We start from the raw sequence: 16,891 nt of genomic DNA, 5'->3' as shown, positions 1-16,891 counted from the left end.
GGCCTTATTACGATCCGCCCTCCGACATCAGCCTCTCGATAAATATTTTCCAGATGTACACCGCGAAAAGGATGATCCAGAGAATCGCCGCCAGATAGGCCTTGATGTTGAACGGCTTTTTGGCAAGGCCCACGTTGTCGACCTTGCCCACTTTCTTTCGGCATTCCAGACAATGGGTGGCGTCCAGGCGGAGGTGGGTGTAGCAGTACGGGCATCGTTTGAATTTCTGGGTAACCTGTTTGTCATGCTCGAATTCGTGCATACGTTCACGCTTCATCCATGGGTTGCGGTGATCCGGGGGTGTCCGGGAAAACGTTCCACGTGTGGGGCAAGGAACGCCCCGGCCCTGGGGAGCCGGGGCGTATGGTGAAGAATAGCCTTTAACGATGCGCCGGGCAACGTTTTTTTAATCAAGCAGATGTTCGTTTCGTTTGACGGTACTGCGTGCCTTGAGCTGATCGACCCATCGCTGCAGCGCCTGGGCCTGTTTTTTTCGTCCCAGATCCGCACGGATGCGCTCCATCTCTTCGGCCGGAACCGATTGATCCGGCGGTGTCCGATCGATCAGGCGGATCACGGCATAGCCCCCGGTCACGTTGACGGGTTCGGCGGAGAGGGGCGTTTCGGTGCTCAAGGCAAAGGCGGCGCGAACCACGGCGCTTTCAATCCCGGCGTCGGTTCCCCGGCTGTCCCGTGTGAAAACCGGGGTTTCCTCATAACCGGCCTGATCGGCCAGGGTGGTTTTCCCGTCACGGACGGCGGCGATCAGAGCGGCGGCGTCCCCCTTGGCCCGTTCGTCTTTCATCGTCCGGATCAGATCGGCGGCAACCCGGTCTTTGACGGCGTCGAGGGGTTGAATCTCCGCCCCTTTCTTTTCGGCGATTTGAAGAATGTAGTAGCGGCCGTCCAGATCCAGAATATCGCTGATGCCGTTTTCCGCAAGCTCAAAGGCCGCCTTGGTAAATCGGCTGCGGACGGCGGCGTCCACACCGGCGGGCCCGGCGGTTTCGGTAAAAAGACCACTGTTGATCAGGGGCAGCGAGGCCGTCTGGGCCGCCTGATCCATGGTGCTGCCGGATAAAACGGCGTCGTAGATCAGATCCACCTGGTCGTAAGCCTGATTTTCGGCTTTCTGCCGGGCCAGACGGGTTTCGATCTCAGCGCGAACCTCGTCAAGGGGCTGCCGGCGGGCCTCGTTGACCGCTTCGACCTTGATCACATGCCAGCCGAACCGTGTTCTCACAGGTTCGCTGATGTCTCCGGCCTTCATGGAAAAGGCCTTGTCCGAGAAAGGCTGAACCATCCGGTTCCGATCGAAGGTTCCCAGGGCGCCGCCCTGATCTTTGGAGCTGTCCTCGGAGTAGGTCCGGGCCAGTTCGGCGAAGTCCTGTCCGCCTTTGACGGCCATGTTATACACGTTCAGGGCGGCCAGACGTTTTTCCTCGACGGTCTCCTCCGGGGCGTTTTCATCGACCCGGATCAGAATGTGGCGGGCGCTGACGGTTTTGGGCCGGTCGTATTTTTCCTGGTTGGCGGTGTAAAAAGCCGTGATCTCGTCGTCGGATACGGTGACGGATGCCCGGTAATCGTCCGGATCGAAGCACAGGTAACGGGCCCGGACTTGGGGTTCGGACCGATAGTTGTCGGCCTGTTTTTCGTAAAAGGCGAGAATCTCGTCGTCGGTCGGGGCAATGCCCTCGATCGCGTCGCTGTCAAAACGGACATGGCCGACGCGGACCCCGGTTTTTTCCCAGACATAGAAGGCCCGGATCTCATCGTCGGACACCGGGACCGTATCGGAAATGAGGCCCTGAAATTTTTTGATCACAAGGTCCCGGCGCTGCATGGCCTCGAAGTATTCCGGCGTCTGTCGACTGTAGCGGATGTAGCTGCTGTAACGATCGGGATCGAACCTTCCGTTTTCCTGAAACACGGTGATACCCCGGATGAGATTCCGCACCTCGTCGTCGGTGGCCTGAATCCCGAAGCGGTCGGCCTCCTCGAGAATCAACTGACGATCAATCAAACTTTCCAGGGTGTTGGCCTTCAGGTTCAGCATTTTGATGAATTCGTCGTTCAGGTTGTCGCCGAACTGGTTTCGGTAGGCCTGAAGAACATTGTTGTAGGCCATTTTGAAATCATCGACGGTAATCACGGTCTTGTTGACCTCGGCCGCAACGTTCTGGTCGCCTCTCCGATCGGGGCCGATACCCAGAAAAATGAAGACGAGCACCACCACGGCCAGAAGAATCTTGATAATCCAAGAGCCTGCATTTTCACGCATTAAGCTAAGCATTGACCCTGCCTTTGTCCTTATTTGATAGATGTTGATGAATTCCATGGTTGTCGCATGGCGAAAGCGAACTCTACAGGAGTTCCAACCTATTTCCAACCTGTTTTTTTGTCAATACTTTCGGGCAAAAATCTTGATATGAAAGCCCGGACGGGGTATAGTTTAGGAAAACCATGGGGGTCTTCCTTTTCCCCGTCACTTGTTTCTGTGCCGCGCATGTCCCTGAACACCTTTCCGCCGCTGAAAATCCGGGTGGTTTCCCTCTCTCTCCGTTTCGGCCCCGACCCCGTCAACCGGGCGACCCCGTATGCACCCCAACCAAGGAGGCAGACTATGCACAAGATTTGCAATGATCCGGCACGATCCGGACAGGACCCGTCTTCCGTATTCGATAATCTCAAATGGCGGAGGCGGGGAACGGACCGCCGTTCAGCCCGCCTGGACGCCCCCCCGGGCGCAGGAGACCATGTGGAGAAACGATGCGTGGGAGACCGGCGCCGCAGCCTGATGGACGTGATTTCCAAAATCATCTTCCCCCGCCTCAACGACGAGCTGTGACCGCCTGAGCATCCGGCCGGGGCCCGGGCCGACCCGGCCCGGCCTCACACCGGTTTTTCACGCCATAACGGCCGTTTACACAATTCTCATCATTTGCTCATCAAATCCTAACATGCCGCAACTATCCTTTTTTGTTGAATGAAACGGACGAACGATCTATAAAACGAGGGGACGGCACCCCCCATTGACAAAAGGAAACCCATGTCGGAAAAATATATTCTTGTGGTGGATGACGAGGAAGACATCCTCGAACTGGTCAGTTACAACCTCATGCGGGAAGGATTCCGGGTGCGCTGTGTCGAAACCGGCGAGAAGGCCCTTACGGCGGCACGGTCCGAGCCCCCCGATCTGATGGTGCTCGACCTGATGCTGCCGGGCCTCGGCGGACTGGACGTCACCCGGGAACTGAAGCGCGACAAGGCGTCTGCGGATATCCCCATCCTGATGCTCACCGCCAAAGGCGAAGAGGCCGACGTGGTGACCGGACTCGAGATGGGCGCCGACGACTATGTGACCAAGCCCTTCAGCCCGAAAATCCTGATCGCCCGGGTCAAGGCACTGCTGCGACGACGGTCCGCCGATGAGCCCCGACAGACCGGAGACGTGATCGATCTGGGCGAGATGGTTGTTCACCCGGGACGCCGGCAGGTTGTGGTCACGGATCGGTCCGTGGATCTGACCTATTCGGAATTTCAGCTTCTGCTTCTCCTCTGCCGCAGACCCGGCTGGGTATTTACCCGCAACCAGATCGTCGACGCCATCCACGGGGAAAATTACGCCGTGACCGACCGCAGCGTGGATGTTCTGGTGGTGGGTCTTCGAAAAAAACTCGGCCCTTGCGGCCCATGGATTGAAACCGTCCGAGGCATCGGCTACCGGTTCAGGGACATCGCATGAAAACGCGCAAACGACTGCTGCGGCAGCTTTATCCATCCTATCTGTTCATTACGTTGGTGGCCCTTCTGGCCGTGAGCCTTTTTACCCTCACCTCGGTGTCGTCATTCTTCCACCAACAGTACGCCCAGGATCTCGAAGCCCGGGCGAACCTGTTCACGGGCCGGATCGCGGGCCTGATCGAAAGCGGGGATTACGCCGGCGTGAACGCGGCCTGCAAGGCATCGGGCAGGGAGGCCGACACCCGCCTGACGGTCGTTCTCCCCACGGGGCAGGTCATCGGGGACACGATGGAGGACCCGGCGGTGATGGACCGGCACGACGACCGGCCCGAAATCATTCAGGCTCTTTCGGGTAAAACCGGCACCTCGGTCCGTTTCAGCGGCACCCTCAACCAAAACATGATGTATGTTGCCGTTCCCGTCTGGAGCGGCAAGGATATCCCGGCGGCGCTTCGGGCCTCGGTGCCCCTGTCCTCCATCGCGTCGGAGGTCAGACGCATCAGGTGGAGCATCATCACCGTGGGGGTCTTTACGGCCCTGCTCGCCGCGCTGGTCAGCCTCTTTGTCTCCCGGCGGGTGACCCGGCCCGTCGAAGAAATGACCGAGGGCGTGAGACACTTTGAGCGCGGGGACCTGAAGTACCGCCTGTTCGTTCCGGATTCCCTGGAACTGGCCGGACTGGCCGAAGCGATGAACACCATGGCCGGGCGGCTCGATGAACGGATCAAAAACGAGACCATCCAGAAAAACAAGCTTGAAGCCGTGCTTTCCGGGATGGCCGAAGGGGTGATGGCCGTCGACGGCGACGAGACCCTGATCAGCATCAACGATGCCGCCGCCCGGTTTTTCAGGGCCGACGCCCAGACCTGCCCGGGGCGGGCCCTGTCGGAAATCGTCCGGAACATCGGCTTTCTGGACCTGGTGAAACGGGCGGTCGACCTTCAGGATTACGGGGAAGAGGATGTGGCCTTTGACGGGGCAGGCCATCGGACCCTTCATGTGCGGACCGCCTGTCTGCTTGATGACGAAAACCGGCGGGCGGGCACCCTGATTGTGTTTACCGACGTCACCCAGCTGCGCCGCCTTGAAACCATGCGTCGGGATTTCGCGGCCAACGTGTCCCATGAAATCAAAACCCCCCTGACCGCCATCCGGGGCTTTGTGGAGACCCTGATGACCGACGGCCAGATGCCGTCGGACAAGCAGCGGCATTTTCTGGGAATCATCGAAAAAAACGTCAACCGGCTGATGGCCATCATCGAAGATCTTCTGACGCTGTCCCGCATTGAAACGGACCACCCGGACGACCTGTTCCTCACCCGCACCCCCCTTTATCCCGTGCTGGAAACGGCCGCCGCCGCCGTCAAGACCCAGGCCGAAACCAAGGGCGTCCGGATCGAAATCACCGCCGACCGGGACCTTTCCGCCCCCATGGACCGGCTGATGATCGAACAGGCCGTGATCAACCTTCTGGACAATGCGGTCAAATACTGCCGGCCCGACAGCACGGTCACGGTCTGCGCCGAGCGGATCGACCAACGGGCGGCGATCCGTGTGGCCGACACCGGCCCCGGTATCGAACGCCGGCATCTGCCCAGGCTCTTCGAACGGTTTTACCGCACCGATCAGGCCCGGAGCCGCCAGTTGGGCGGTACGGGCCTGGGCCTGGCCATCGTCAAGCACATCATGCTGGCCCACAAGGGCGATGCGGCCGTCGAGAGCACCGTCGGCCGGGGCAGCGTCTTCACCCTGACGCTGCCCGCCTGAGGACAGAGGTGATTGTCATGGCCGTCAACCTTTATACGGACAATGCCTGGAAAAGGCCCTTTGCAAAACCCCACGCCACCTTTCGGCTGACGCTGCGCCCCGTCGATGAGGCGGACCGACCCTGGATCGAGGGGGTGTTCAAGGATCGTTCCATTTACATGTACCTGACGGATCTGACCGGTCCGGATGAAGGGCGGCTCTGGTTCGAGGGGGTGTTCGGCCGTCGCAACTACTGCTTCCTGATGATCTGCCGCAGGGAGGACGGCAGGCCGTTGGGCCTGATCGTGATCCACCGGTTTCCAAACCTCTGCCTGCATATCGGCGGATTTCTGGGCCCGGACGACCGGGGGCGGGGCTATGCTGCCGAAGCGCTTCGGGGACTGCGGGCCCTGGCCGGCGATCATGAGCTCTTCGCCGACATCGACCCTGACAATGTCCGGGCCCGTCGTCTGATGGACGCTGTCGGCGCCCGCCATACCGGCCGCAACGCCTTGGGACGTTTGGATTTTCAATTCCGACCCGGCAGCCGATCGTCGCCCTCTGACGGCCCGTCCGAAGGGGCATGAAGCTTGGGGTTGTTCCGGTGGCGGTCTTTGTCCCGCCTCGTCTTCTTCTCGAGGTTCCGGCGGAGGGCCGGGGCCAGATCGACACCGGTCTGATTGGCGATGCACACGGCAACGAACAGCACATCGGCCAGTTCATCTCCCAGGTCCCGATCCGTTTCGCCGGGTTTGAAGCTCTGGTCCCCGTAAATCCTTGTCATCAGCCGGGCCAGTTCGCCCACCTCCTCCATCAGGATGCCCAGGTTGGTCAGCTCTGAAAAATAGCGGACCCCAACGGTGTTCACCCACTGATCGACATACCTCTGATACTCGCCCACGCCCAGATCGTCCATGTGCTTCTCCTTCCTGCCGGTTTCGATGTCCGCCCGTTCACCCGGGCCGTCTTGAGCAGCGTATCACAAATCATTGCAAATACTCACCCCCTTTGATACATCATCGGCGTTGATGAACTCGTAAAGGCGGATGGGATTATGAACCGATACCAACGACGCGTCGAACTGCTGGCCCCGGCCGGCAATCCGGAAAAACTGGCCATCGCCCTTCACTACGGCGCCGACGCCGTCTACCTGGCGGGCAAGGATTTTTCCTTACGCAATTTTTCGGGGAATTTCAGCCTCGAGGAACTGAAAGCGGCGGTGGACCTGGCCCACAGCAAGGATGTCCGGGTCTACGTGGCCTGCAACATCTATTCACGCAACGACGAGCAGGAGGCCCTTTCCGCCTACCTGCGGGATCTTGGACGCATCGGGCCCGACGCCGTGATCATCGCCGATCCCGGCATCCTGACCCTGGCCCGGGCCCTCATCCCCCATATCGACATCCACCTGAGCACCCAGGCCAACACCACCAACATCAACGCCTGCAGGTTCTGGGAAACCCAGGGTGTCACTCGGGTGAACCTCGCCCGGGAGCTGCCGCTGTCCGACATCCGCACCATCGCCGAGGGAACATCCATCGAAATCGAAACCTTCGTCCACGGGGCCATGTGCATCTCCTATTCGGGCCGATGCCTGCTCAGCAGCTTTCTGACCGACCGGGACAGCAACCGGGGGCAGTGCAGCCACCCCTGCCGCTGGAAATACGCGGTCATCGAGGAACAGCGGCCGGACGCGGTCCATCCCTTCATGGAAGACCGCCGCGGATCGTACATATTCAATTCCAAGGATCTGTGCATGATCGACCACATCCCTTCGCTGATCGGGGCCGGAATCGATTCGCTGAAAATCGAGGGGCGGATGAAGGGCATCAACTACCTGGCCTCGGCGGTCAAGGTTTACCGGGAGGCCATCGACGCCTACTACGACAATCCGGACCGATGGGCACCCCGGCCCGAATGGCGCGAAGAGCTGTCCCGCATCAACAGCCGGGAATACTGCACGGGGTTCTACTTCGGCCACCCCGATGACATCCGGCCCAATTACCGGGACGACCGGCCCGGAACCATCCATCGTTTCGTGGGAAAAATCCTGGAGAATACCGGCCCCGGCCGGATGAACGTCGAGGTGCGCAACCGGATCCGTCTCGGGGACGCCGTGGAGGTGCTTTGCCGCAAAGGTCCGGCGGTCAGGGACACGGTGCTCGCCATGGTCGACAAACACGGACGGCCCACCGACTGCGCCCAGCCCAACACCCGGGTGACCGTGACCTTGTCCCGGGACTACGCCCCCCGGGACCTGATCCGCCATGCCGAGGAAATCTCCTACGCCGACCCCGAACGGGGCCGTCTTCCGAAGGCTCCCGACATGTCAGAATAGATGGTTTCGTAAACTGTTCGAGATCAAGACTTGCGAAGCCCAAGGAATGAGGCGTACTTCGGGTACGCCGCAGTGACGAGGGATGACGCGTAACGCAGATATCGGACGTTTTACGAAACCGTCAGAATAGATAAAGCTGGCGGGATTCGGTCTTTTGTTCAAATTCCACCCGGTTCCGACCGGTTGCCTTGGCCCGGTACAGGGCCGTGTCCGCCCGGTTCAGGGTCTGCTGGAAATCCTCCTGGGGCCGATAGACGGCAAGGCCCATGGAGATGGTGACCGACAGATCCCCCAGGCCCTCGAAGCGAAGCATTTCAACCATCTCCCGGATACGCTCGGCCAGAAGAAACGCCTCCGCCTTGTCCGTACTGCCCAGAACGAGAACGAATTCCTCTCCCCCGTACCGGGCGATGCAGTCGATGTCCCTGATGTTCCGGCGAATGGCGCCGGCCAGGGTCTTGAGGACGATGTCTCCGGTTTCGTGGCCGAAGCTGTCGTTGACGGCCTTGAAATGGTCCAGATCGAAGATGCAGATGGAAAAAGGCTTGCCGGCCCGGTCACACTGGGCTTTCTGGTCCTTGAGAATCTCCAGAAGACGGCGCCGGTTGAAGACCTGGGTCAGTTCATCGGTGACGGCCAGGGTCTCGATGGTGTCCAGGGCTCTGGCCAGGGTGCTTCTCAATTTGGTGATGTAGCCGCCCACCAGGGAAAACCAGGGCAGAACCGTGGCCAGGAACAGAAGATTGATCAGTTCCAGGCGGACATCGATCTCCTGGGGGTGGAACCGGTAGAGCAGATAGGCCACCAGGGCGTAGTTGCTGAGCGCGAACAAGGACAGAAGAAGAAACTGCCGGACCCTCAGGCGAAACACGCCGAACACGAAGACCACAAAATAGAGCAGCAGCATGGAGCTGCGGACCTCACCGGCATTGTACAAACAGACCATGATGCAGAAGGTGGCCAGAACCATCTGGGCCATGGTCAGACTTGGGTCCTTGAACCGCTTGTTGAGGCCGGAGCGAATGACGGCATAGAAGCCCGCATTGATCAGGATCACCGCCAGACAAAAAACCAGTACCCCACGGTAGGAAAACCGGGTAAACCCCTGCATCACGCAGACGCAGACCAACATCACCCACATCAGATAGGAGCCGACGGCCATCAGAAAGCGTTTGATGATCAGGGCCTGATCCGCATCCGCAGACAGGAATGTCCAGGGTTGTCTAAGGGTCATGGACGCCTCATACCGGTTCCAGGCCGCCCAGGGGCTCGTATTCCACCCGGTCCCGGCCGCCCGCCTTGGCCCGGTACAGGGCGGTGTCGGCCCGGTTGATGGCGCTCTGGATCGGCTCGGTGGGCTGGTATTTGGTCACCCCGACGGAGATGGTGATCCGGAAGTCCTCGGGCATGGATTCAAAACGCATTTCACGAACCATGACCCGGATGCGTTTGGCGCAAATCATGGCTTCCCGGCTTCCCGAATTGGTCAGGATCAGAATGAACTCCTCGCCGCCGTAACGGGCGATATGATCGATATCCCGCAGATTCTTGTGAACCTCCTGGGCCACGGTCTTGAGGATGATGTCACCGGCCACATGACCGTAGGTGTCGTTGACGGTCTTGAAATGATCCAGATCGAAGATGCAGATGGAAAAAGGATGGATGCCCCGATCGCCCAGGGCTTTCTGCTGCTCGAGAATGCTGTACATCTGACGCCGGTTGAACACCTGGGTCAGGTCGTCGATGATGGCCAGACGCTCGATGGTGCACAGGGCGGCGGACACCTGCTTGCGCAGATGGGTAATGTAGCCGCCCACCAGGGAGAACCAGGGCAGCACCGTGGCCAGCACCACGATGCTCAGCAGATCCAGGCGCCGGTCGACGGCCTCGGGATGGCGGACAAACAGGAGCAGCAGGACCAGGCCGTAGCTGAGCACGGCGAACAGGGACAGAGCCATGAACTGACGGACCCGCAGGCGAAACAGGCCGAACACGAATACCACCAGGTACAGCATGAGAACCAGACTCCGGGCCGTGTCGGTGTAATACACCACCACCATGGCCCAGATGGTGGCCAGAATCATCTGGAACAGGGTCAGACTGGGGTCCTTGAATCGTTTGTTGAGCCCGGTGCGAAAGACGGCGTAGATCAGAATGTTGACCACGATCACCGTGACCACGGCCACGGTGAAGGCCTTTCCGGTAAGCCGGGTGATACCCTGGACATAAAACAGGGCCGCCAGGCCCAGCCACATCAGGTAGGATGCGAAGGCGATAAAAAACCGCTTGATCCTCAGGGTCTGATTGTGATCATTGGGTGGAAAAAGTTTGACCATGTCACCTCGCCGTGAATCATCTCCGAAAACGCGCCGCCCGTCCGGATTCATGACGTATCATAGCAAAAGGCCTGCCGTTTTCCCATGACGAATGTGAGATAACGCCGCCCTTCGTGAAAACAGTTGGCCCCGGCACGCCGTCCGCTCCCCTGACCTGAAACGCTAACTGTCTGGAACCGTTGTTTGTTTCCCGTGACTACTAAGCATATTTGCGACGAGATTGCAACGCCTTTGAGCCGGCCGGCGGCCAAAGACCGCCGGCCTCTAAAAAAGATTCGCCGGATCTAAATCTTTACAAAAAGAGGGCGCGGTGCTATTTTGATCGGACAGTTCTTGACGTTATCCTTAGGTTTTCACTCCGCAAACATCACGTTGTCACTCATCAGCAGGAGCCGTTGATGGATTATATCAAAATCAGGTTTGGCGATGATTTCGATCATTGCCGGTTGAAATCCGAAAAATCGATCGAAGACATGTTCCAGTCTTTGAACCCCATGTTCCGCCTGGAAAAATCCAGCTGGAAACCCCAGGTGGACATCTATGAAACCGACGAGGACATCGTGATCCAGGTGACCATGGCCGGGGTGGAGAAGGAAAACATGGAAATCGAAATCAGCAACAAGGCCATCAAGCTTCTGGGCAAACGCTCCGGGAATCCGCCAAAGGAAAAGGCCACCTACCGGCTGGCCGAAATCCAGTACGGGGCCTTTGAACGGGTGCTGTTTCTCCCCTGCCCCATCGATACGAACAAGGTCACCGCATCCTATGCGAACGGGTTTCTCCAGATCAATCTGGGGAAAGCGGCGACGGCATAGACCCGGTTCCGGCACGATTTCACGCATTCACCTCAGACTTCTTCTGCTTTCGGAGGGTATTATATGACAGAGCCTTTTGACTCCACGGAGTTTTTACCGGAAACCATTCCGGACACCTTGTCGATTCTTCCCGTCTTTGACGTGGCCCTTTTCCCCAAAATGGTTCTGCCCCTGGTGGTGCGCCACAAGTCCGCCCTTCGCCTGATTGACGACGCCATGGCCGGGGATCGCATCATCGGGCTTCTTTTGTCCCGGAAACCCAGCGCCGATATGGAATATTCCACCGACGACCTGCACACCGTGGGCACCCTGGCCATGATTCTCAAAATGGCCAAAGGCGAGGACAACCGCGTCCAGCTGATGGTCCAGGGCCTCGGCCGCTTCCGAATCGATGAGTTTCTGAGCGACAGTCCCTATCTGACCGCCCGGGTGGACCCCATGCCCGATCTGCTGACCGAGGACAAGGAAACCCAGGCCCTGGTCACCAATCTGGTCAGCCATTACCAGAAAATCGTCAAGCTGTCTCCGGCTCTGCCGCCGGAAATCGGGGAGATGGCGGCGGCCATTCCCGACCCGGGCACCCTGGCGGACATGATCACCTCCACCGTCAATTCCAGCCTGGAAGACAAGCAGACCGTCCTCGAACTCCAGAACGTGAAAAAGCGATTGAAAAAAGTTACGGAGATCGTCAACTACCAGCTCGAGATCCTTGAAATCGGGTCGAAAATCCAGACCCAGGTCAAGGAGGACATGAACAACAAGCAAAAAGAGTACTTTTTGCGCCAGCAGATGAAGGCCATCCAGGAAGAACTGGGCGAGACCGGGGAAAACAGTTCGGAAATCCAGGAATACCGGACGAAGATCGTTGAAAACGACCTGCCCGAAGAGGCCCGGCGGGAAGCGGAACGGGAGCTGAAACGCTTGTCCCGCATGCATCCGTCTTCATCGGAATACACCGTGTCCTCCACCTATCTGGACTGGCTGACCTCCCTGCCCTGGGCGGTTTCCACCGAGGACAACCTGGACATCGCCAAGGCCAAGAAAATTCTCGATGAAGATCATTTCGGCCTGAAAAAGGCCAAAAAGCGCATCATCGAATACCTGGCGGTGCGGAAACTCAAGCCCGATTCCAAGGGCCCCATCCTCTGCTTCGCCGGGCCTCCGGGCACCGGCAAGACCTCCCTGGGCCAGTCCATCGCCAAGGCCCTGGGCCGGAAGTTCGTTCGCATCGCCCTCGGGGGCATGCGGGACGAAGCGGAAATACGGGGCCACCGGCGGACCTATGTGGGGGCTCTTCCCGGCCGGATCATCCAGGGAATCCGCCGGGCCGGCACCAACAACCCCATCATCGTGTTCGATGAAATCGACAAGGTGGGCAACAGCTTCCAGGGCGATCCGTCCTCGGCCCTCCTGGAGGTGCTGGATCCCGAACAGAATTTTTCCTTTTCCGACCACTACCTCGATGTGCCCTTCGATCTGTCGAACGTGATGTTCATCACCACGGCCAACGTGCTGCACACCATTCCCCCGGCCCTTCTGGACCGGCTGGAGGTGCTCGACCTTGCCGGCTATACCGAGGAAGAGAAAATCAAGATCGCCTACCGATACCTGATCCCCAAGCAGCGCCGGGCCAACGGGCTCAAGGCCAATCAGTTCAGTATCACCAAGGGGGCGGTGCGCATGATCATTTCCGGCTATACCCGGGAAGCGGGCCTGCGAAACCTTGAGCGGGAAATTGCCGGCGTCTGCCGGGGGGCCGCCAGCCTGATCGCCCAGGAGGAGGCCGCCTCCGTGGAAGTCAAGGTGACCAACGTGTCCAAGTTTCTCGGTCAGGTCCGCTACTCCTCAGAGGTCAGTTCCCGGGCCACCATTCCCGGCGTCGTCATGGGCCTGGCCTGGACCCCGGCCGGCGGAGAGATTCTTTTTATCGAGGCCACGGCCATGAAAGGCAACAAGGGCCTGATGCTCACCGGTCAGCTGGGCAGCGTGATGAAGGAATCGGCCAGCACGGCCTTGTCGTTCATAAGGACCAACGCGTCGAAAATCGGCATCAACGACGAGGTGTTCAATTCCGTGGATCTGCACATCCATGTGCCTTCCGGAGCCATTCCCAAAGACGGCCCCTCGGCCGGGGTGACCATGCTCACGGCCCTGACCTCGGTGCTGACCGGCATGGTGGTCCGCAAGAATCTGGCCATGACCGGTGAAATCACCCTGCGGGGTCAGGTCCTGGCCGTGGGCGGGGTCAAGGAAAAAGTCATCGCGGCCCACCGGGCGGGCATCCGCACCATCATCCTTCCGCGATGGAACGAAAAGGACCTGGAAGACATTCCCGGCAAGGTGGTCAAATCCATTCAGTTCCATTTTGTGGAAACCATGCGGGAAGTTCTGGAGTATGCCTTCGAGCGGCGAACCCGCAAGGTCGAACGTCGGGTCCAGGACCGGGATGTCGATCAGGACAAACGGACGGCCCGGATCGATCGGCGGAAGAAAAACTAAGGTCTTTATCCTGAGAGAAAAAAAACGGCCCGGTCCCCCAGGGGAACCGGGCCGTTCCGTTTGACCGCTGTGGTCGGCAAAACGGAGGCGGGGTTATTTCAGAAACAGCATTTCCTGATAGGTCGGCAGGGGCCAGAGGTCATCGGCCACCATGGCTTCCAGCTTGTCGGCGGCCTCACGCACCGCATTCATGGCCGGAATGATTTTGCCGCAGCAGTGCCGGGCTTCGTCCAGATGGCCTGCGCTTTTGTGAGCCATGGCCTTGTTCAGCTTGGCCACCTTCGCTGTGAGATCCTTGATCCCGGCCGTCAGGCTTTTCAACGTGTCGGTGTCGGCCTCGATCCCCAGTTCCTTCATGGCGAGACAGGCGTCGGCCAGCTCCTTCTGGTACCTGACCGCGGCCGGGTAGATGACGGTATCGGCCATCTCCACCGTGGTCTTGGCTTCCACGGCGATTTTCTTGACGTACTGTTCCACATAAATTTCATACCGGCTGTGCAGTTCCACCGATGACAGAACGCCGTATTTTTCAAACAGCGCCACCACATCCTTGTCGATCAGCACCGGCAGGGCTTCGGGGGTGGTTTTCATGTTGGGCAGCCCCCGCTTCTCCGCTTCCTTGTGCCATTCTTCCGTGTAGTTGTCCCCGTTGAAAATGATGGCCCCGTGCTCGTCGATGATCTTCTTGAGCAGATCCTGAACGGCGGCATTGAGTTTGGACGCATCACCGCCGGTGGCTTTCTCAAGTTCCGTGGCGATGTAATCGATGGAGTCGGCAAAAATCGTGTTCATGGCCACCAGGGGACCTGACACGCTCTGATCGGCACCCACGGCGCGGAATTCAAACCGGTTGCCCGTGAAGGCAAAGGGGCTGGTCCGGTTCCGGTCCCCGGCATCCATGGGCAGCGGGGGCAGGGCATCCACACCGATGTTCATCACACCGGCTTTTTTGGAAGACTTGGCGCCGCCTTTCTTGATCTGTTCGAACACGTCGGCCAACTGGTCCCCCAGGAAGATCGAAATGATCGCCGGAGGAGCCTCGTTGGCGCCCAGACGGTGATCGTTTCCCGCCGTGGCCACCACGGCCCGCAGCAGCTTGTTGTATTTGTGGACGCCCCGGATGACGGCGGCGCAGAAGACCAGGAACTGGGCGTTCTCATGGGGAGTTTCCCCGGGATCGAGCAGGTTGCCCTGGCTTTCGTTGCCAAAGGAATAGTTCACATGCTTGCCCGACCCGTTGACCCCGGCAAAGGGTTTCTCGTGAAGCAGGCATTCCATGCCGTATTGTTTGGCCATTTTTTTCAGGGTGACCATGATCAGCTGCTGATGGTCGGTGGCCAGGTTGGCCGTCTCGAAGATCGGCGCGATTTCGAACTGGCCCGGGGCCACCTCGTTGTGACGGGTCTTGACCGGAATGCCCAGCTTGTAAAGCTCCCGCTCAACATCGAACATGAAGGCGATCACGCGATCGGGAATGGCGCCGAAATAATGGTCTTCAAATTCCTGACCCTTGGGGGCCGGAGCGCCGAACAGCGACCGTCCGGCCACCTGAATGTCGGGCCGGAGGCCCACCAGCAGCTTGTCGATCAGGAAGTATTCCTGCTCGGCGCCACAGGTCGAGGACACCATTTTGTTGGAATTGTCGCCGAACAGCTTCAAAATCCGCTGGGCCTGGACGTTCAGGGCCTGCATGGAGCGGAGAATCGGCGTTTTCTTGTCCAGAGCCTCGCCGGTCCAGGACAGGAAGGCCGTGGGAATGCACAGGGTGGCCCCGTTGGGGTTTTCCATAATATAAGCCGGACTGGTCACGTCCCAGGCGGTGTAGCCCCGGGCTTCAAAGGTCTGGCGAAGTCCCCCGTTGGGAAAACTCGAGGCGTCCGGTTCGCCCTGAATCAGGGTCTTTCCGGAAAACTCGGCGATGGCGTTGCCGGAAAGATCGGGTACCAGAAAACTGTCATGCTTTTCCGCCGTGGCGCCGGTCAGGGGGAAAAACACATGGGCATAGTGGGTGGCGCCCCGCTCGATGGCCCAGTCTTTCATGGCGTTGGCCACCACATTGGCGATCTCGGGGTCCAGGCGGGTGAAATTTTCCACGGTGTTTTTCACCGCCTTGAAAATGTCCTTGGGCAGCCGTTTCTTCATCACTGACATGCTGAATACATTGGCCCCGAACCGGTCAATGGAACAGACCTCCTTGTAGTTGATGGTTGTCTCGACGGGCGGGCGTTGATTGATGGCCGAAACGGCCTTTGATCGTGCATTCATGTGGTTTGTCTCCTGCTTGGATGGTTCCCTTATAATAAAGTGAAAAAACGTTTCGTGTCATGTGACAAAAATAAAATGCAATCGCTGTGCCATCGATAGATTCGATATAAAACCTTTGAAAAAAAAGAAGTTAGACCATTTCGATCCAACGGCGGCGGGACCGCGTGAATGACAAATTTGTAGATTATACCGTCCAATCGACAACATTTTTGTCGTTCTCCGCCCAAGGTCAGACGGACGATGGGGCGATGGGGCCGGTTGCCTTCATTGCTGTCAGATTTTACCGGGAGCGTCAAGCAAAAAGATCCGCCGCCGCCGGGCAGACGCATGTGCCGCAAGCCCGCTCCAGGGCTCGAGGGCGGCACCGCAAGACCTGCGCAGGATTCGTCCGAGTCCGATTTCCGGATAAATTTGTTGCCTTACGCCCCAAGGCTTTCAAATTTGTCATTATCAAAAAAAGGTTGACAGGACTTCAAACACCGGATACGACAAGGGAACAAAAAAACGATGATCACGCCGCACAACGGTGTGCGGATGAATCAAACAAGGACAAAGGCGTCGATCCCCCTCTTTTGGGGTATTGGCGCCTTTTTTTTATGGAGATCCGCGCACATGGCCGTGGGCGGATCGCCAATGGACAAAGGCGTCTTGCCCTTCACGTCAAGGGTATGGCGCCTTTTTGTTTTGTAAACCCAAACATGAATGGGGATGAGGCTCATGGAAAAAACAAACACCCGGATCACCGTGTTTCACTGCATCAACGCATTCAGAGAAAACACCGTTCTCGACACGGAAACGCGAACGGTCCGGCTGATCAAAATGCCCTGTTCGGGCATGATTACCGAGGTTTTTCTTCTCAAGGCCTTCGAGGCCGGGGCCGATGCCGTGGCCGTGCTGGTCTGTCCCGGCGAGGCCTGCCGGTACATGGAAGGCAGCACCCGGGCGTCACGACGGATCGACCGGACACGGCAGGTGCTCGACGACATCGGCCTGGGCGGTTTCCGGCTCAGCCTGCACACCATGACATCACGGGAGGACGGGGCCCTCAGCGGTATTCTCGACGAGATCTCCCGCACCGTCCGTCCTTTGACCCAAAACCCGGCCGCCGCCTGAACGCGGCCGTCAACAGACAGGCTCATGATCGA

At 58.9% G+C, this 16,891-nt stretch carries 14 protein-coding genes; 8 read left to right on the top strand and 6 right to left on the bottom strand.

Features of this window, described 5'->3' with window-relative positions:
• Nucleotides 1–7 precede the first annotated feature (7 nt).
• Both ACYQ11_RS00395 and ACYQ11_RS00390 read right to left on the bottom strand, forming a co-directional pair.
• Nucleotides 8–262, bottom strand: coding sequence for a hypothetical protein (locus tag ACYQ11_RS00395; protein WP_459921752.1), 255 nt, complete (start codon nt 260–262; stop codon nt 8–10).
• Nucleotides 263–406: 144 nt separating this feature from the next.
• Nucleotides 407–2,296 carry a peptidylprolyl isomerase gene (locus tag ACYQ11_RS00390; protein WP_459921751.1) on the bottom strand — a complete coding sequence of 630 codons (1,890 nt, stop codon included), beginning with the start codon at nt 2,294–2,296 and terminating at the stop codon, nt 407–409.
• Between the two features lie 330 nt (nt 2,297–2,626).
• Between ACYQ11_RS00390 and ACYQ11_RS00385 the strand changes: the two genes are divergently transcribed.
• The 4 genes from ACYQ11_RS00385 (at nt 2,627) to ACYQ11_RS00370 (ending at nt 6,080) form a co-directional block, all read left to right on the top strand.
• Nucleotides 2,627–2,851 (top strand): hypothetical protein, encoded by a 225-nt coding sequence (locus ACYQ11_RS00385; RefSeq protein ID WP_459921750.1) that lies wholly within the window; start codon nt 2,627–2,629, stop codon nt 2,849–2,851.
• A 201-nt stretch (nt 2,852–3,052) separates the two neighbouring features.
• A complete protein-coding gene (locus ACYQ11_RS00380) occupies nt 3,053–3,748 on the top strand; it encodes a response regulator (RefSeq protein WP_459921749.1) in 696 nt (231 codons plus the stop codon).
• Nucleotides 3,745–5,514: an ATP-binding protein gene (locus ACYQ11_RS00375; protein ID WP_459921748.1), complete on the top strand. Its 1,770-nt coding sequence runs from the start codon at nt 3,745–3,747 to the stop codon at nt 5,512–5,514. The genes ACYQ11_RS00380 and ACYQ11_RS00375 overlap by 4 nt, the downstream gene beginning before the upstream one ends.
• A gap of 17 nt (nt 5,515–5,531) precedes the next feature.
• Complete coding sequence (locus ACYQ11_RS00370; protein WP_459921747.1) at nt 5,532–6,080, top strand: GNAT family N-acetyltransferase; 549 nt, start codon at nt 5,532–5,534, stop codon at nt 6,078–6,080.
• Here the strand turns inward: ACYQ11_RS00370 and ACYQ11_RS00365 are convergent.
• Entirely contained in the window at nt 6,023–6,409 is a 387-nt protein-coding gene (locus tag ACYQ11_RS00365) for a nucleotide pyrophosphohydrolase (RefSeq protein WP_459921746.1), read from the bottom strand. The genes ACYQ11_RS00370 and ACYQ11_RS00365 overlap by 58 nt on opposite strands.
• A gap of 138 nt (nt 6,410–6,547) precedes the next feature.
• On the opposite strand from ACYQ11_RS00365, the gene ACYQ11_RS00360 reads away from it, so the two are divergent.
• Nucleotides 6,548–7,831, top strand: coding sequence for a peptidase U32 family protein (locus ACYQ11_RS00360; protein ID WP_459921745.1), 1,284 nt, complete (start codon nt 6,548–6,550; stop codon nt 7,829–7,831).
• Nucleotides 7,832–7,952: 121 nt separating this feature from the next.
• On the opposite strand, the gene ACYQ11_RS00355 is transcribed toward ACYQ11_RS00360, so the two are convergent.
• On the bottom strand, nt 7,953–9,065 hold the full coding sequence (locus tag ACYQ11_RS00355; RefSeq protein WP_459921744.1) for a GGDEF domain-containing protein: 1,113 nt from the start codon (nt 9,063–9,065) through the stop codon (nt 7,953–7,955).
• 7 nt (nt 9,066–9,072) lie between these two features.
• Nucleotides 9,073–10,167 (bottom strand): GGDEF domain-containing protein, encoded by a 1,095-nt coding sequence (locus ACYQ11_RS00350; protein ID WP_459921743.1) that lies wholly within the window; start codon nt 10,165–10,167, stop codon nt 9,073–9,075.
• 398 nt (nt 10,168–10,565) lie between these two features.
• Between ACYQ11_RS00350 and ACYQ11_RS00345 the strand changes: the two genes are divergently transcribed.
• Together ACYQ11_RS00345 and lon are read left to right on the top strand one after the other, a co-directional pair.
• On the top strand, nt 10,566–10,982 hold the full coding sequence (locus ACYQ11_RS00345) for an Hsp20/alpha crystallin family protein (RefSeq protein ID WP_459921742.1): 417 nt from the start codon (nt 10,566–10,568) through the stop codon (nt 10,980–10,982).
• Between the two features lie 63 nt (nt 10,983–11,045).
• Nucleotides 11,046–13,481: an endopeptidase La gene (gene lon / locus ACYQ11_RS00340; protein WP_459921741.1), complete on the top strand. Its 2,436-nt coding sequence runs from the start codon at nt 11,046–11,048 to the stop codon at nt 13,479–13,481.
• Between the two features lie 93 nt (nt 13,482–13,574).
• On the opposite strand, the gene ACYQ11_RS00335 is transcribed toward lon, so the two are convergent.
• A complete protein-coding gene (locus tag ACYQ11_RS00335; RefSeq protein WP_459921740.1) occupies nt 13,575–15,746 on the bottom strand; it encodes a glutamine synthetase III family protein in 2,172 nt (723 codons plus the stop codon).
• A 717-nt stretch (nt 15,747–16,463) separates the two neighbouring features.
• On the opposite strand from ACYQ11_RS00335, the gene ACYQ11_RS00330 reads away from it, so the two are divergent.
• Nucleotides 16,464–16,859 carry a hydrogenase iron-sulfur subunit gene (locus tag ACYQ11_RS00330; protein WP_459921739.1) on the top strand — a complete coding sequence of 132 codons (396 nt, stop codon included), beginning with the start codon at nt 16,464–16,466 and terminating at the stop codon, nt 16,857–16,859.
• Nucleotides 16,860–16,891: the final 32 nt, after the last annotated feature.

Source organism: Desulfatiferula olefinivorans (genome assembly GCF_054657895.1).
The sequence above is the reverse complement of the archived record's forward strand: the minus strand, read 5'-3'. Positions and strand labels throughout refer to the sequence as shown.

What these genes read in the sequence shown, in the direction of transcription:
- ACYQ11_RS00395 (WP_459921752.1), bottom strand. Translation starts at nt 262, where the DNA reads ATGCACGAATTCGAGCATGACAAACAGGTTACCCAGAAATTCAAACGA.
- ACYQ11_RS00390 (WP_459921751.1), bottom strand. Translation starts at nt 2,296, where the DNA reads ATGCTTAGCTTAATGCGTGAAAATGCAGGCTCTTGGATTATCAAGATT.
- ACYQ11_RS00385 (WP_459921750.1), top strand. Translation starts at nt 2,627, where the DNA reads ATGCACAAGATTTGCAATGATCCGGCACGATCCGGACAGGACCCGTCT.
- ACYQ11_RS00380 (WP_459921749.1), top strand. Translation starts at nt 3,053, where the DNA reads ATGTCGGAAAAATATATTCTTGTGGTGGATGACGAGGAAGACATCCTC.
- ACYQ11_RS00375 (WP_459921748.1), top strand. Translation starts at nt 3,745, where the DNA reads ATGAAAACGCGCAAACGACTGCTGCGGCAGCTTTATCCATCCTATCTG.
- ACYQ11_RS00370 (WP_459921747.1), top strand. Translation starts at nt 5,532, where the DNA reads ATGGCCGTCAACCTTTATACGGACAATGCCTGGAAAAGGCCCTTTGCA.
- ACYQ11_RS00365 (WP_459921746.1), bottom strand. Translation starts at nt 6,409, where the DNA reads ATGGACGATCTGGGCGTGGGCGAGTATCAGAGGTATGTCGATCAGTGG.
- ACYQ11_RS00360 (WP_459921745.1), top strand. Translation starts at nt 6,548, where the DNA reads ATGAACCGATACCAACGACGCGTCGAACTGCTGGCCCCGGCCGGCAAT.
- ACYQ11_RS00355 (WP_459921744.1), bottom strand. Translation starts at nt 9,065, where the DNA reads ATGACCCTTAGACAACCCTGGACATTCCTGTCTGCGGATGCGGATCAG.
- ACYQ11_RS00350 (WP_459921743.1), bottom strand. Translation starts at nt 10,167, where the DNA reads ATGGTCAAACTTTTTCCACCCAATGATCACAATCAGACCCTGAGGATC.
- ACYQ11_RS00345 (WP_459921742.1), top strand. Translation starts at nt 10,566, where the DNA reads ATGGATTATATCAAAATCAGGTTTGGCGATGATTTCGATCATTGCCGG.
- lon (WP_459921741.1), top strand. Translation starts at nt 11,046, where the DNA reads ATGACAGAGCCTTTTGACTCCACGGAGTTTTTACCGGAAACCATTCCG.
- ACYQ11_RS00335 (WP_459921740.1), bottom strand. Translation starts at nt 15,746, where the DNA reads ATGAATGCACGATCAAAGGCCGTTTCGGCCATCAATCAACGCCCGCCC.
- ACYQ11_RS00330 (WP_459921739.1), top strand. Translation starts at nt 16,464, where the DNA reads ATGGAAAAAACAAACACCCGGATCACCGTGTTTCACTGCATCAACGCA.